The following is a 17515-nucleotide window of genomic DNA, read 5'->3' on the forward strand; positions in this document are numbered from 1 at the left end:
AACCCTATACCTATAAATAATTTGGAACATGATATTGCGATTGTTGGGTAAGACCAAAAAAGCAACTTCCATTGCGTTGCTTACGCTGATGTATGTAGAAGCTATATTGCCTGCCTATGCGTTCGGAGGGACGCGGGCTGTGCGCATGTCGTCCCGGACAGTAAAAGAGGTAAGTATGCCGGCTGCCGTTTTCCCGGTAGCTCCGTTGTCTCCGGCTGCTTCAGTAATTTCGTTGCCTCCGGCATCCGCTGCGGCGCCAGTCGCGCCTGCATCTTCAGTAGTGAAAGCGGCCGCCAAGGCCTTTGGCGGGCCCACACAACCAGAGACACAGGGCTTCCATTCCGTAGGGGATCAAAACCAGGTGGACCTGTTCACCGGCGACTTTTCCTATACGCTCCCGCTGCTGGATGTAGATGGGTATCCGCTGACGATGGGATACAACAGCGGCGTTTCCATGGACCAGGAAGCAAGCTGGGTAGGCCTGGGATGGACATTGAACCCGGGTAGCGTTAACCGTAACATGCGTGGGCTTCCGGATGATTTTAACGGGCAGGACCAGATTACAAAGGAAGTCAGTATAAAAGAAAACAAAACACTGGGGGTGACTACCGGTTTTAACCTGGAAATAGCTGGTTTCCCCAAAGGTATTGTCGGTGGCGGCGGTGGTGTACAGGTCGGTATTTTCCATAACAGCTACAAAGGCTGGGGACTTGAATACGGGTTGAATGTTTCCCTGAGCGCAGGCAGTAAATCAATGGGAGCCTTTACCGCAGGATTGTCACTGCCCAACAATTCTCAGGAGGGACTGACGCTGTCGCCTTCGTTGTCCTACTCAACGCCGGAGAAGGAACAGGTCACCGACAAAGGCGCTTACAACGGTACTTTTACTATTGGTGGCGCCTACAACTCCCGCTCCGGTATGAAGGCGCTGCAGTTCAGTGCCGGACTACGGCAATACCACAAAAGTAAATGGACCAAAAAAGGGACAGAGAGTGGATCGAGTACTTTTTCGACAGACATTTCCTTTGCTTATCCCGGCTTTACGCCCAGTACAGTAATTCCGTTTACCAACCGTATTTTCACGGTGAACACCCGTTTTGGGGCGTCCTACAATGTACTAAGCACCGCATTTGCTTTGGGGGGATACCAGACCCGTCAATATATTGAGGAAGGAGACAAGAAGAGGTCTTTCCCGGCATACGGTTACCTCAATTACCAGAATGGCATTAACAACAGCGGCAGCCTGCTGGATTTCAACAGAGAGCGTGACATACCTTACCGCGAGTATCCTCCGGTACCTAATATTGCAGTGCCGTCCTATACGTATGATGTTTTCTCCATTTCGGGAGAAGGTAATGGCGGTATGTTCCGCGCTTATCGGAATGATCTGGGATATATGCGCGACCCGTTAGTGTCCACTAAGGATAAATCCGACCGATATAGTCTCGATGTTGGCTATGGAGATATCCTCCACGCCGGTGTTGATCTGACGTTTACACGCAGTTATACGGAAACAGGTATGTGGAATATTTATAATCCACTGGCATCTAATCTGGCCTTTACCCGCTCAGATAAAGAATATGAAGCTGCCTATTTCCGCAATCCAGGTGAAAAAACGCTGAACAACAAAACGTTTATGGATGCCATAGGTGATGATGATCTGGTGACAGCCCGCCTGTTTCAGCCGTACAGAAACTCTTCTGTTATCACTTCCACCAATAAACTGATGCGTTACGCCAATAAGCGTGATGTATCTGACATTACGCTTCCTGCCGGAATCATGAAAAAGCAGAAGCGGGAAAGACGTACGCAGGTGATTAGCTACCTGACAGCGAAAGAAGCGGGCGAAGCAGGGCTCTCGAAATACATTGACAGCTATGGTTATAATCAGGCTGTAGTGAATACGTGTGACGATAAGGTGATACCGGATGAGTTTCCCGAACAGGTGTACGGCCTGAACGGCGATTATCATAAAATGTGGGACTGGGGAGAACAAACCTTTCAGCGCGTGGATACCATGATCAATTTTATGAATCTCGAGGGTGGTCCCAATACCTGGCCACCAAGCCCATTGGGATACGAATATTTCTGGACTTACTGGACCGGCCGTTTAAGGGCGCCGGTAGACGGAAAGTATCAGTTCAGGGCGAGTGTTGACGAAGGATGCCGCCTGTTGATAGAAGATGTGGAGATACTGGATGCCTGGCATGACAGCGGCGCCTACAAGGAAGCTACCGTCAATCTGCAGGGAGGCCGTCTCTATAATATCAGAATCATCTATGAAAATCAGAAATCATGGTCGCGGATGATTTTATTGTGGAAGTACGGTAACATGACCGACTGGGGCTATATACCTAAATCTTGCCTGGTCGCTTCTGCGCCACAAGACAGTGTAAAACTGAATAACGGTATTGTGAGGGAGCAGCGTGTAAATGCCTACCGCAAACCGCACCACATTTCTGAAATATCTGTGCTCAATAATGATGGCCGCCGCTACGTATATGGTATACCGGTATACAACCTGGGACAGGAAGAGGCCTCCTTTTCCGTTGAATCGACGAAAGGCGACGCTGCTACCGGGTTGACCAGCTATTCGCCAAAGGAGAACTCCCGAGAAAATACCAGCGGAAACGACTACTACTTTAGCAAAGAAACGGTCCCTGCATACGCACACAGCTTTTTGCTAACGGGTATCCTGTCCCCGGATTATGTGGACGCCACCGGCAACGGTATCTCCGATGATGACGCCGGCAATGCAGTGAAATTTAACTATACGAAAGTAGCAGGCATCAACAACCCACAGTTGTGGCGTACTCCCAATAGCAATAAGGCATCTTACCAGGAAGGGCTCAAAACGGATGACCGGGATGATAAAGGAAGTTACGTGGCCGGCAAAAAAGAATTGTGGTACCTGAATTCCGTGGAGTCAAAAAACATGATCGCTATTTTTACACTGGAAGATCGGCAAGACCTGATGCAAATGGACGCTACAGGCCAACGTTCTCCCAGCATGGCAAAAAGGCTCAGGCAAATTGATCTGTACACGAAAGCCGAGTTTGCAAAAGGTGCTTCGGCTGTACCGGTGAAGACGGTACACTTCTCCTATAGCTATGGCTTATGTAAGCAGGCAGATGGCTCTGAATACTTTGGCAAGCTTACGCTGGACAGCGTATGGTTTTCCTATAACGGTAATACCAAAGGGCGAAAAAATCCTTATGTATTCCGTTATAATACACATAATCCCACATACGCAACACAGCAGTACGACCGTTGGGGCAATTACAAAAGTCCGGCAGACAATCCGGGCGGGTTGTCCAATGCAGATTACCCTTATGTGATTCAGGACAGTACGCTGGCCGCACATAATGCCGCCGCCTGGACGCTGGACGAAATTACTTTGCCATCCGGGGCTCAAATGAAGGTTACCTACGAGAGTGACGACTACGCCTATGTGCAAAACAAGCGGGCTATGCAGTTTATGAACATCGCCGGCTTCTCACAGGCAGAGCCCCTTCACACCGGTTACCTTACCAATAGTTTGTACAACAGTAGCGGAGATAATATATACGTTTCCGTGAAGGTACCGGTGCCTGTACACTCTAAGGAGGAATTATATAAGCGGTACCTGGAAGGCATTGAGGATCTAAGCTTCCGGCTGAATGTAAAAATGCCGGGAGACCAGTATGGGCAAGGCAATGAATTTGTTCCCTGTTATGCGAAGCTGGATAAAGCCAACGGCCCTTATTACGGCTATTTCAACGGTGGAGATATGATCTGGCTGAAGTTGGCCACCATCAATAAGAGGGGAGAACCAGGCGGCTCATTCAGTCCGCTCACAATGGCTGCTCTTCAATTCCTGCGTCTTAACCTGCCGTCCAAAGCGTTTCCCGGTTCAGACATCGGGGACGATGTAAATGTGGCTAACATGGTAAAGGTGTTGGGCAGTATGGCAGACAATATCCGGAATACCATGCACTCCTTTGAAGAAAACAGCCGAATACGTGGCTGGGCCAGGGATGCTGATCTAAGCCGTTCTTTCGTCAGGCTGAACAGCCCTGCATTTAAAAAATATGGTGGCGGGCTGCGGGTAAAACGTGTTGTGACTTCTGACAACTGGAATAAAATGACGCACCAGGCAACGTCACAGTACGGACAGGAATACCAGTACACCACTTCAACCGTAGTTAATGGAGATACAATACAGATCAGCAGCGGAGTAGCAGCTTATGAGCCGGTAATGGGAGGGGAGGAGAACCCGTTCCGTCAACCTGTGTATTATACCGGACAGGTGGCTGCCCTGGCTCCTGTAACCCTGGGGTATGCAGAAGAACCTTTCGGAGAATCGTTTTTTCCGGCTCCTATGGTCGGATATAGTAAAGTGCGGGTGTCTTCTATCAACAAGAAGAACACAAGATCTGCCAACGGGTTCACAGAGAACTGTTTTTACACCACCTACGATTATCCGACGCTGACGGACCGGACACTTATTGATGGAGATACCAAAAAACGTTACAAGCCTTCTATTGATAATTTTCTGAAGATCAACGCGCGTCATTTTGTAGCGGTGTCACAGGGTTTTCGGGTGGAGTTGAACGATATGAATGGTAAGCCCCGCTCGCAGGCGGTATACGCGGAAACAGACCCGTACAATCCTGTTACCAGCGCTGTTTATTATTACAAGACTACCAGGAAAGACGGCGTCACGCGGTTGGATAACACGGTACTGACATTAAATAACCGCGGGATCGTGAATTCCGGTGCGGTGATCGGGAAAGACATTGAACTGATGACAGACATGCGGCAGGAACATGCTGTCACTAATGCCAATAATGCCAATCTGAATGCAGATCTTTTTTCCTTTGGAATTCCGCCGGTGATGATCATCCCTTCGCTCTTTAATTTCTCTCAACGGGAGGAAAACCTGTACCGCTCTGTTGCCATGACAAAGGTGATCAACCGACATGGTATTATAGACAGTGTGGTGGCGGTGGACAAAGGCAGCAGAGTGGCTACTCATAACCTGTTGTATGACGAGGAGACCGGAGATGTGTTACTGACCAGCGTACAGAATGAATACAATGATCCGCTGTACCATTTTTCTTATCCCACAGGATGGATGTATGAAGGTATGAGCGGAGCTTATAAAAATATACAACTCACAATGACCGGGCTTTCCTGTATGAATGGCCGCATTATAAAGGGCTTCCCCGCTGGTGTTTCCCTGAATGATTATTTCTATCCGGGCGACGAAATACTGGTGTATGCTAAAAGCGGCGTTGGTGGCACCGAGTGCGAACCCTGGATAGCGGCCTTTCCCGGTGTAAACAGGATCTGGGCGGTAGATGCCAATATCACCGCCGGAGGACAGCCGGATATTTATTTCATGACCAAAGAAGGAATGCCTTTCAATGGCGAGGATGCTACCATTAAGATCATCCGGTCGGGGCGAAAAAATATGTTCGCCGCCGCCGGTGAAGTGACGATGTTGTCAAACCCGCTAACGAAGAGCAGCGGAGACACCTATACGTTCGACATCAATGCTGGAAAGAGAATTATTAATGCCAGCGCGGTGGAATACAAGCAGCTCTGGAAAGTGCAGGATAAGAAGCTGCCAGTGAAAGTACCGCCATTGTATGAAAATGATATGGTGTCCCGGTATTTCAGAGCGGTTTGTCCCGGAGCGGCCGTAGATACGTTGATATTATACACCGTGCCTTATGGCAAGTATACCGGAAGCACCAAACAGGAAGCCAATCTGAAAGCAGAGAACGATCTGGCAGCTAACGGGCCTGCTTTTGCAGAGCAGCACAAGCGTTGTGGTTGCCTGAGTCCCGAAATGAAGAAGGTCTTTTACAACCAGAACTGCCCTGAAGGGGCTGCAATGCCATACACCTACACTGTCCCGGCCGGAAAATACCTCCGTGCCACCTGTGAGGAGGCCCTGCAGGTTGTTCTGGATAGTATTGATATCAATGGGCAGCGTGAAGCTAATGAGCGGGGAATATGTGGTTGTGCGAACGCAGAGGAAATAGGGAGCTTCTACAGTCAGGTATGTACAATGCCGATACCCTATGCCTACGTAGTGCCAGCAGGTAAATATGTGCGTGCTACCTGTGAGGAAGCCAGGCAGGCTGCATTGGCCGATATTGCCGCCAATGGACAGCGGGAAGCGAATGAAAAAGCAGTATGCTGGTGCCTGAATGATGCTAAATCTATGGTGTTCTATAAAAATGATTGCCCAACCGGTATAGGTGCTGCGGTGACCTTCACTGTGGAGGCCGGTATGTTCCAGGCCCCCACCTGTGAGGAGGCTAACAAGAAAGCGAAAGATTACCTGGAGGCTAACGGCCAGGCATATGCGAATGCTCACGGCGGATGCTATGCGGTTTACGCTAAGCTGACGTATGAGAACCAGTCATCAACAATAGCTGAAAATGGCATTGCCATTACGGAACGTTTCTATGCAGACATAAAGGTATCTTTTTACCAGGATGCTGCTTGCACAATGCCCCTGTCTGTTCAGAACATGGCAGTAACTGTTAATCGTCATCAGGTGATAAACGAACACGACGAGTTTGGTTCCAGACCTCCAGTAGAAACAGATTTGCCGCCTATTACAGCGATATGCAACGGGACTTCCCAGGTGATTGCGGCAAACGAGTTGGTACGAGTCGACCAGGCGATGAAGAAATGGGTTAATGATCATCAGGAACCGCCTACACACTTTATTATAACAATTAATACTTATACACTACTTCCGGTTCCCGGGCTGATTGTTGTTCCATCAGGTACTAATTAATGTCCACTAATATGAGATTATTATATAAAAGCTTTTTCTTTTCATCACTGGCGTTGATATTATTGACCACCAGCAGCGCTATCAGCACTACCGCTGCCGGCGCCCTGAAGCCCGACACTTCCGGTGGGTGCTTCAGTGGCATCACAGAAGTGAGCGTAAATCCCTATACCTATGGCATTGCCGGCAACTGGCGCCCGGCACGCTCCTATGTCTATTATGGCAGCCGCGCGGAGGAAGATCCGGCGGCCGCCACAGACATACGGAATAATGGGACCATCCCTTCTTTTATCGCGTTTTGGAATAATATGGCCGGCGCCTGGCAGCCGTCACAAGATACCAACAGGTGGGTGTGGAACGCGGAAAGCACGCTCTTTAACGCTAAAGGATTTGAGCTGGAGAACCACGACCCGCTGGGTAGGTATAATGCCGGTATTTACGGGTATGACAATGCCCTGCCGGTGGCAGTAGTGCAGAATAGCCGCTACCGGGAGTCTTTTGCGGAAGGCTTTGAAGACTACAGCTATGGCACTACCTGTGATGTTGTTTGTTCCGGTAGCCGCACACTCGACTTTTCTGCGCACAAAGCGGCTATGGTCAATGGCAATGCGCATACCGGCCGTTATTCTCTGCGCGTGGAAAGCGGTCAGGATAAAGGAGTAAGCGCCATGGTGGTACCAGCCAATAACCAGGATTTCACATTGACGGTTAACCGTAAAAATGCTGTCTGTCGCTATCCGGGCCAGATACTGGAAAGCATCAGGGCGGGTGAGGCAGCCCTGTTACCAGGTTTCTCTCCGGTACAAGGCACAAGGTTGCTGGTATCGGCCTGGGCAAAAGAGGAAGCGCCCTGTAATTGTATTACGTATAGTAACGCAGCGGTGGAAGTGCATACCGGTGATAAGGTCTATCACATAAGACCGGTAGGCTACCTGATCGACGGGTGGCAACGGTATGAAACCATTATCGATGTGCCGGCTAACGCCACAACGTTGTCTGTTATCCTTAAATCAAAAGGCAATACCGCCGTTTTTTTTGACGATATACGCGTACACCCTTTCAATGCTAATATGAAATCATTCGTATATGATCCCGTATCTCTTCGATTGATGGCTGAACTGGATGAAAACAACTATGCCGCCTTTTATGAGTATGATGATGACGGAACGCTCATTCGTCTGAAAAAGGAAACAGAAAGAGGTGTAATGACGATTAAAGAAACAAGAAGCTCCCTGGCAAAAGAATAGAGATATGAGAAAACTGATCGCCCTATTTATCGCATACGCATTGTTGTGTCATATCGATGCCAATGCGCAATCATCCTCCCTGGACCCTCAGCTGCAAAAGGTGGTCGCCCTGATACACAAACTGCAGGCAGCGGGGACGGCCAGCCCTTACAGTTGCCAGGTGGAATACCGCTACAGCAATGCGTCTGAGCCCGGCGTAGTGCTGGAATCAAAGAAAGGTACCATGACCGTGGACAGCAGCCGGTATTGCCGCATAATCGGCAATACGGAAATGTTGCATAACGACCGCTATGATATAACCGTGTTTAACGAGGACTCCCTTATTTATGTAACCAATGCTGCTGTTACACCGCAAGGCGCACAACCGTTGGGCAACCTCATGGCGATGTTGAAAGACAGCCTGCTGACCGGTTGTACTGTTAACAGTAAAGGAGCTGCGAAAACAATCCGGTTCCTGTTTCATCCGAACGCTTCGTGCAAATCAATGGAAGTGGTGGCGGACACCGTCAGCATGAGAGTGATGGCCGTTAACATGGAGATCAGGACCTCCCTGATGATGAACGGTGCGGAGCCAGGCGAAGGATATGAGGAATATGCCATGATGAGCGTGCTTTTATCCGGCTACCAACCGCTGAAGCCAGCCGCTGTAGCTGCCATTTTTGATGAAAAAAGATATTTCCATAAAACGGATAAAAGTCTGGTCCCCGCGGCTACTTACGCCGGTTATCAGGTTTTTTCCGGTTCACCCCAGCTTCAATAGCGTAACGCAATACCTATGTTGAAAAGATATCCTGTTTTATTTATCCTGACTTTTTTCCTGTTGCTCTGTGCAACCGGTCGGGCGCAGAACAGCGTTACTGTGAAACGTGTTCTGGAAGGAAGCAAGAACGAACTGGTGACAAATGCCACACTCGAGGTGCAGGACAGCGTTTATTTTAATACTGACAGAAATAAACTGGTGCTGCCTTACCAGATCAGGAATGTGATCACTTTTAAGGTCGATGAATATAATAAGGCCTTCCTGCCGGAGGCCTATACAGCCAGCATCACTGTATTGCTGACTTATACCTACCTGGATGGCAGTGGGAATGCCCGACAGGACACAGTGTCGACTATATTGAAAGTTAATAGTGACACCAGTCGTGCACATGACCCACGTGCTTCTTTTGTGTTTAATAATGCACAAAAGGTGATCGCGAAGATTGTTAATGTCCAGGTGTCCAAACCCGCTGCTATCAAAGCGCTGGTGCTGGAGAATGAGATGAACATCCTGCCGGTGTATAAGTTGGACAGGACCGCCGATGCCGTGAAAAATCTGCAGTATAGCAACCCATCTAATACAGGCGAGGCCGACGAGATTACGGTCACCTGGAACGCTGTGACCGGAGCTGATATGTATGACCTGGAATGGGCCTATATCGATTATTCTGTATTATCAAAATATCAAAGCCAGCCCTCGCTCATTTTTGAGAATAACGCTACCCGTGTGAGTATCCGGGGGAACAGCTACAGTATACCATTGCTCTATGATAATGCCGGTTCTCTGTTTGTGCGTGTCCGTGCGGTACAGCAACAAAATAAAAAGGCCCGGTTGTATACTGTCTGGAGTACCGAAGTGCCCGGTGCTTCGCTGGTATCATATGCTTTCAGCGGGCATCAGCAGAAGTTGAACTGGCAGTCTGACGTTACCTATGCAGAAGATGGTAAGCGGAAGGCGGTGGTACAATATTTTGATGGGTCGCTGCGTAGCCGCCAAACAGTTACTAAAGATAACGTCACGCAGCGTACCATTGTGGGCGAGACGTACTACGACCAGCAAGGGCGTCCGGCAGTGCAGGTATTGCCTTCACCTTCACTGAGCAATATTATTCAGTACAGCCGGGGTTTTAACCTGAGCGCTACCTTACAGGAATATGGAAAAGACCAGTACGATCACCTGGCCAGTCCGCTGGATTACCGTACCGCTCATGCTGCTCCGCTGGATTCCACCTTCGGTGGCGCAGGTCAATATTATTCATCACTGAATCCTGAAAAAGACAATGGTGTAAACCGGTTTATCCCGGCGGCCGGCGGCTATCCGCTGACAGAGACGGTGTATACGCCTGATAATACCGGCAGAATCAGTAAGCAAGGTGGTGTTGGACCGGAATACCAGGTGGCATCGGGTCATGAAACCGTATATGCTTATGGTGGCGCAACCCAAAACCAACTGGACGTGCTTTTCGGTACCGAAGTGGGTGATGAAAAGCATTATTTCAGAAATACGGTAAGAGATGCCAATGGTCAGTACAGTGTAAGCTATCTGGACATGCACGGTCGGACAATCGCTACCGCCCTGTCCGGAAGCCCGGAAAATGCCGGGCTGAAAGACCTGGAGAGTAAAAATACGATTGTTGTTACCGACAGCCTTGCTACTGCCGGAAAGAACCTGGTGCAAGATCTGGTGGCGGTAGCCCATAAAACACAGCAGGTGGAAACGAAAGGAAAATATTCTTTCCGTTATTCCCTCACGCCGCCGGTGGTAACGGTCAATTCCTGCGCAGGCACTCCTCTGAGTTACATCGGATTGTATGAACTGGAGATCCGTATTACGGACAATGAGAACAACCAGCTGCTGCCAGGTGGAGAGCCCTATGTGAAGGTGTTGCGTAATTATAACGCCGGGCAGATCGTGGAGAGTGGTATTACCCAGGGACCTATCGAAGTCAGCTTCGATTTGGTACTCGATAAAGGATCTTACGAAATCACCAAGTCGCTCCGTATTAGTAAAGAGGGACTGGAATATTATAAAGAAAAGCACCTTCCGCAGGCGGTATGTAAGAGCCTGAGTGAGTTTGAACAAGAGCAATGGCTCGTTACACCTAACTATGGCTGTTACCCGGATTGTTCGGCATGTATGGCACAACTGGAGTCTTATCCCAATTTCAGGGATTTGATGCTGGCACAGATGGGTTGGAATGCACCCGACGACTCTGTTACCCATCGGAAAGAAATTCAATTGGCCTATAATAAAGCGGTGGAGGACTGTAAGGCGCTCTGTCAGTATGATACGCCTTACGATGAGGTGAGAAAAGCCATGTTGCTGGATGTATCGGCACCATCAGGTCAATATGCAGATCCGTTGAAATTGCAGGACATCAGGTCTGTTTTTTATACCGATGGAACATCCCCGGCACCCTATGCGCGGGTGACTGGCGATTACCTGGATGCCAATGGTCAGCCTTCCCTGGTATATGATCCGACTTCCGGTTTGTATGTGAAGCCGCAGTTGTTACAGCCGGCTCAGTTTGCGGAAAGTTTTCAGCCTTCATGGGCGGAAAACCTGCTGCCTTTTCACCCCGAGTATGGTTTGCTGGTAAAATATGAGACGTTTAAACCAAGTATGGAATGGGATGCGAAGGTAAGGGAAGTAGATACCTATCAGCAAGCATGGACCAATGCGTACCTGAATCCAACCAATAATCCATCTTATTCGCCCTTCCAGGCCCAGACCGCAGGGATGGATGCTTTAGCCAGGTACAATAATGGCGCCTTAAAAACGGAGTTGGAGAATAGCCTGGTGAATTATACGGAAGGTCTTCCACTGTGGTCGGTGGCGGCTATTTCTGTTATTTGCGATCCGAAGGATAACGCCTGCCGGGTTAACCGCTCGACCATATATACCTCTATGTCTCAATCCAGTGCCATCAGCACAGGCGATAAAAACATGATGTGGCGCGTATTCCGTGATTTGTATATCGGTATCAAACAAAGAGTGATTTACAATCAGTTGCGGGCTGCTTGTCCTGATTGCCCAACAGATGCTCAGCTGGCAGCAGAGGGAAGAAATCCTAATTTCCTCAACGATATGGGAGCGCTCAATACGGCATATGGTGAGCTGTTGAGTAAAAGTAGCGAAGAGGTAACCCGTGCCAGGTCTGAAGCATATCTCCAGCAACAATACAAGGAGAACTGTAAAAACTATGTACAAACCTGGATTAAACAATTAAGCAAATGTACCTATTATAACCAGGCGGCGTTAACAGAGATTACGGATAAGCTGCTGGAGGTGTGTATGCAGGGAGCAGACAGAGATCATCCCATGGGTGCCAGCTCAGTAAGACCTTCCAGTACCGCTACACTCCGCAGTTTTGAGGATGTGATCAACGATTATAACAAGAATCATTTTATAACTGCGTCTGAGACATGTAACGGTATGCTGGTAACTATTCCTGCGCCGTATGAGAAACAACAACCGGTCGGTAGCAAGCCGCTGTTCTCCAAACCTTCCGATTGTGAATGCACTCGTATCAACGCTTTGTACAAAGAATATGAAACCTTTGGCCAACCGGCGGGTGATGCCAGCTTTTCCGCTTATCTGCTGCGTACCCGGAAGGTGACGATAGATGAAGGCAACCTGACTACTTTGCGGAATGCCTGCAACGGACAGTTTGCGGGCCATTTCTTTGTGAAACCGATAGAACTGCCGGCATTGCTGCAGTGTAATACCGGTGGGACCTGTATTACCTGTGTGGAGTTCAATGGCGCGTATAACAGCTATGTTGCCAACTATCCGTTGATGCTCCCAACCGCGCAACCTGCGACAGAGAATGATGTTCAATTCAATATCCTGTTTGAAAATTACATGAATAACAGGCTGGGATTGAACCGCAGGGCTGCTGATTACCTGGCGTTTAAAGACAGCTGTGCGCCGGGCAGTTATGTTGTTGACAGTGTATGTTCTGGTTCCGGTCTTGGCGTTATTTATGCCTATACCGTTACACCTGGTTTAACCAGGGATATGGTGGTGAAAGATATGAAACAGACGGGGGATAATGGATTTATCATGGTGGGATCTGTCATCAGAAATAACGGTTCCGGGGCAGATGAAGATGCCTGCATCATGAAAGTAGATGCAAACTCCAACGTTCAGTGGGCGAAAGTTTACAGTAGCGCCGGAAATGACTATTTTTCAAAAGTAAGACGAACGAACGACGGTGGCTACATACTGGGAGGCAAGACGACCAAAAAGGATAATGGCATCCTGAGTGGTCAGGCCGGGATGATCACTAAAATCAATAGTTCCGGCGTGCAGCAATGGACCCGCGCCATGGACGCGAATACCTATTTTGGGGAAGATGTCAGGGATGTGCTGGAGTTGACTAACGGAGATATTGCTTTTGCCGGATGCCATAACCTAACGTCTGGTCAATCCAAGTTCCTTGTCGGTGTAATCAGCCGTGGCGGTGATAGTACCCGGTGGATCAAGCGGATAGGAAGGAACAATATTGCGGATATGGCGTATCGGATTGAGCAGGACCGGGACACGATTGCCCTGTTGGGGTTAACCAATGCCAGCAATTTTTACGGAGCGGCGTTGATGAAATTGAACCGAATGACGGGTAGTGTCATCAGCAATAATCTGTATTCCAACAGTAGCACTAAAAACGATATCGGAGAGTTTTTTAAAACAGATTTTGGCTATAGGCTTTCCCTGATTGAATCCATTGATTGGGGCAATAGCAGGAGCCAACTGGTAATTCTGGATGTACAAAAGGAAGGAAGTGTCCGGCCAACCAGCCGTACCTTATCGGGCACCAAAGGAACTGACCATCTCGCTGTTGCACAGACTCCGGATATGGGCCTGGTGATATCACCCGTATATAATGCGCCGGATGGTTATTCCTTCGTTAAGTTAAATGCCAACAATGATGTCACCTGGGCCAACTATAATACTTACCAGGTAGCAGCTGCCAATACTGTTGGAGCTGTAGTACCTGTGGCCGATAGCTTTGTTGCGGCCATCCATATAGGCGGCCGTGCAGGAATGCTGGGGCTTGATAGCCTGGGCCGTGCCGGATGTTCAGACAGTGCTTATAGTACTGTCAGCTCCTTTATCAACTATTCAGTGAACTATAACTACCAATTGGATGTAGATATTTTACTGACAGATATTAATAAACCGTTCCAGTTTACAGTTACAGACGGGACGCCGTTATCTAATACCACCGGTTGTGGTACTGTTCGCAGCTGTGCGTCGATATATAAAGGATCTTATCTGTGCCCGGTCGCTACAGATGCCTCAGGGAACCCAGGGGTGCCGGGTTCAGTCAATGATATCAGTGGCTGTTCAGATAACACTTTTTTTGTAAAAAGCAAATCTGTTGAGTTGTACCGCCAGTACAGGGATTCTGTGAGCAATAATTTTGAACAGCAATACCTGTCTTCCGTGCGTGATGCGTTCAACAAAGAACAGTTTACGGTTATTCATGACGAATCGGAGTATCATTATACGCTTTACTATTATGATCAGGCAGGTAATCTCTTAAAGACGGTTCCTCCGCAGGGAGTTGCTATAGATACCACGATCAACTGGCTGAAGCGGGTGCGGTCCGCACGTGCCGCCGGTCAGACGTTGGTTCCCCCGCATACCCTGGTTACCAATTATCGTTATAATTCACTGAACCAGGTGATGGCGCAGCAGTCCCCCGACGGCGGGATGACCCGCTTTTGGTATGATCGCCTGGGCCGACTGGCCGTTTCCCAGAACGCCAGGCAGGCGCCTAATTTGTACAGCTATACCTTATATGATGACCTGGGCCGGGTGACCGAGGTCGGCGAATTATCCAACAGCGAGGCGATGACGCCGGAGCTGAGCCGTAGCCGCAGCCGGTTGAGTCAATGGGCGGTGAACGCTGGTCCTTCCCGGAAGCAGATCACCCGTACGGTCTATGACCAACCCAACAACCTGATAGCGCCGGTACTCAGCAGTAACAACGTCCGTAACCGGGTGTCTTATAGCATGGTGTACGATAATATTGCTGATACGACTGCCGCTAAGTACAATTCGGCTACCTTCTACAGCTATGATATCCATGGTAACGTAGACACGCTGGTACAGGACTATAAGCGCGGGACGATGGCTGATAGCATGAACCGCTTTAAAAAGGTGATTTATGATTATGACCTGTTAAGCGGTAAGGTGAACCAGGTAGCTTATCAGCCGGGCAATAAGGATGCGCTGTATCACCGTTACATCTACGATGCAGAGAATAGGCTCACAAACGTGGAGACAAGTCATGATAGTATTTATTGGGAAAACGAGGCCTTTTACCAGTATTATAAACACGGCCCGCTGGCACGTGCTGTCATCGGACAGCAACAGGTGCAGGGTATCGATTATGCTTATACGCTGCAGGGTTGGCTGAAAGGTGTTAACGGCTCAGTTACGGCCACAGATATGGGTAATGACGGCATGACAGCGTCGCCTGTTGCCCAGGATGCGTTTGGGTTTACGTTGCATTATTATGGTAACCGCGATTACAGGCCAATTGGAACGAGTGTGAAATCACTGGCCGGCATTAATACTTTTGCAGGTTTCCGTCCGCTGTATAATGGTAACATCGCTGCTATGGGTGTGCATTTGCCTATACTGGGAGAGCCTTTGCTCTATACCTACCAGTATGATGTATTGCACCGTATCGCCGGTATGGATGCCAACCGGAGCCTGGATGCCACCAGCAACAACTGGACGCCGCAGACCATCCCGGATTTCCAGGAACGTGTTACGTATGATGGTAATGGTAATATCCTGAAATATCTGCGTAACGGGAACAATACTTTTGCCGGGAAGCCGCTGCAGATGGATAGTCTGCGTTACTTCTACAAACCCGGCACTAACCAGCTAGACTATATTCGTGATGCCATCGGTAACACGGCATATGGTTCGGATATCGACAACCAATCGGCCCACAACTACACCTACGATGCTATCGGCAACCTCACCTCCGACAGAGCTGCCGGCATTGACAGCATCGTCTGGAATGTATACGGAAAAATCAAACGGATACGTAAAACCAACGGCACCATTATCGATTTTTCCTACGACGTGGCCGGCAACCGTATCAGCAAAAACGTGAACGGCGTTCAGACACTGTACGTGCGTGATGCAACAGGTAATGTGCTCAGCGTTTACGCCGCCAACGATGCAGAAAACGGTAAGGGTAGGCTTATCCGGCGCGAAGCGCACCTGTATGGCAGCAGCAGACTGGGGATGAGCACCCGGCAAGTCGTCGTGGATACCGCCCAGGTAACACTGCCTGCAAAAAATGGTATCGGTATACCCAAAATGCTTACATTTACGAGAGGAGAAAAGCTCTTTGAATTAAGCAACCACCTGGGCAACGTACTGGCTACCGTGTCCGACCGTAAAAAACCAGTATCCGTCGATGGTACGCAAGTAGATCATTATGAACCGGTTATCAGTAGCGCTCAGGATTATTATCCCTTTGGCTCCCTGATGCCTGGCCGCAGTGGCTACCTCTCAGAAGGTGGCTGGAACAACGGTGGCACGGGCGAGGTAACGATACCGGCTACACTGACTGTTAATAGTCGCTCCAATAATACGCCTGCCGAGTATGCGGCATCAGAATGGATTGACTTTACCGTTGGGTTTGAAAGCGGTATTAGTGACGCGTTCGTAGCGGTGATCAAAGACGCGGGTAGTGTGCCGGGTGAAGGTGGTGATGGTACGGTAGGTACGGCGCGGGGATATCGTTATGGGTTTAATGGGAAGGAGAATGACAATGAGGTGAAGGGTGAGGGAAACCAGCAGGATTATGGGATGCGAATCTATGATCCGAGAGTAGCGAGGTTCTTATCAGTTGATCCAGTTACAAAAGAGTTCCCGTGGTATACACCATACCAGTTCGCAGGAAATAAGCCAATTAAATATATTGACTTAGATGGTGCAGAAGAAGCAGAACCAGCATCAGCAGGCCCGGTAATGAGACCAATTTTAGGAGGACTTCGGACACCTGCGCCCATGGCTGCTTATGCAAGGTATGGTGTTAGTTCAGCTGGATTTGCTTATGAGGAAAACCCATTGAGTACTCATGAACAAATTAAGGCGGAAGAGGCATTTAGAAGAGAAGAATACATTAGGAACTCTTTGATGATTGGTGGTAAATGGGTGCCTAGATCGGAGGATGAGGTGAGGAATTTGAGAATTCAAGCGTCTATTTCTGCGGTTAATAAATATAATGAAAGTTTGAAGGCACCTTTATATGGTACAAATGTTTCATTACCTACTCAATATATTAGAGAGCAGAGAACAGATAAACAGGTATCGGGTGATTATTACGCTATTCACAGTACTCTTGTAAATGGTAGATTTCAATCAAGAGGAAAGGGAATGACCGGGGAATATGATATAGTGGTATTGTTAGATGGTACTATCAAATTAGGGAAGGGACATTATTATCTTTCAATGTCGGCTAAGCATGTTCAACTTGCAGGGACTGTTCAAATGTATGATGGGAGGGTAAAATCAATTACCAATCTTTCGGGACATTATCTTCCCAGTGAAGCAGAAACGAGTAATTTTGGAAAAATTCTAAAGCGCTATGGCGTAAAAGTTTCGGGGGCTTCGCTTCATACATATAAACTAGAAAACGAGAAAACAGTAAAAGTGGGTAAAACAAAGATTGATTAA

The 17515-nt window shown here is 48.7% G+C and carries 4 protein-coding genes; all 4 read left to right on the top strand.

The features are described 5' to 3' along the window. The first annotated feature begins 28 nt into the window (after positions 1–28). The 4 genes from B5D63_RS26840 to B5D63_RS26855 are packed head-to-tail and all read left to right on the top strand — an operon-like array spanning position 29 to position 17515. A complete protein-coding gene (locus B5D63_RS26840) occupies positions 29–6799 on the top strand; it encodes a DUF5977 domain-containing protein (RefSeq protein ID WP_078671953.1) in 6771 nt (2256 codons plus the stop codon). An 11-nt stretch (positions 6800–6810) separates the two neighbouring features. After that, positions 6811–8043, top strand: coding sequence for a hypothetical protein (locus B5D63_RS26845; protein ID WP_143313116.1), 1233 nt, complete (start codon positions 6811–6813; stop codon positions 8041–8043). A gap of 4 nt (positions 8044–8047) precedes the next feature. Beyond that, positions 8048–8803: a LolA3 family protein gene (locus B5D63_RS26850; protein WP_078671955.1), complete on the top strand. Its 756-nt coding sequence runs from the start codon at positions 8048–8050 to the stop codon at positions 8801–8803. Positions 8804–8818: 15 nt separating this feature from the next. Continuing rightward, complete coding sequence (locus tag B5D63_RS26855; RefSeq protein ID WP_078671956.1) at positions 8819–17515, top strand: RHS repeat-associated core domain-containing protein; 8697 nt, start codon at positions 8819–8821, stop codon at positions 17513–17515.

The sequence above is a fragment of the Chitinophaga eiseniae genome, from assembly GCF_900167135.1.
Taxonomy (GTDB): domain Bacteria; phylum Bacteroidota; class Bacteroidia; order Chitinophagales; family Chitinophagaceae; genus Chitinophaga; species Chitinophaga eiseniae.

What these genes read in the sequence shown, in the direction of transcription:
- B5D63_RS26850 (WP_078671955.1), top strand. Translation starts at nt 8,048, where the DNA reads ATGAGAAAACTGATCGCCCTATTTATCGCATACGCATTGTTGTGTCAT.
- B5D63_RS26845 (WP_143313116.1), top strand. Translation starts at nt 6,811, where the DNA reads ATGAGATTATTATATAAAAGCTTTTTCTTTTCATCACTGGCGTTGATA.
- B5D63_RS26855 (WP_078671956.1), top strand. Translation starts at nt 8,819, where the DNA reads ATGTTGAAAAGATATCCTGTTTTATTTATCCTGACTTTTTTCCTGTTG.
- B5D63_RS26840 (WP_078671953.1), top strand. Translation starts at nt 29, where the DNA reads ATGATATTGCGATTGTTGGGTAAGACCAAAAAAGCAACTTCCATTGCG.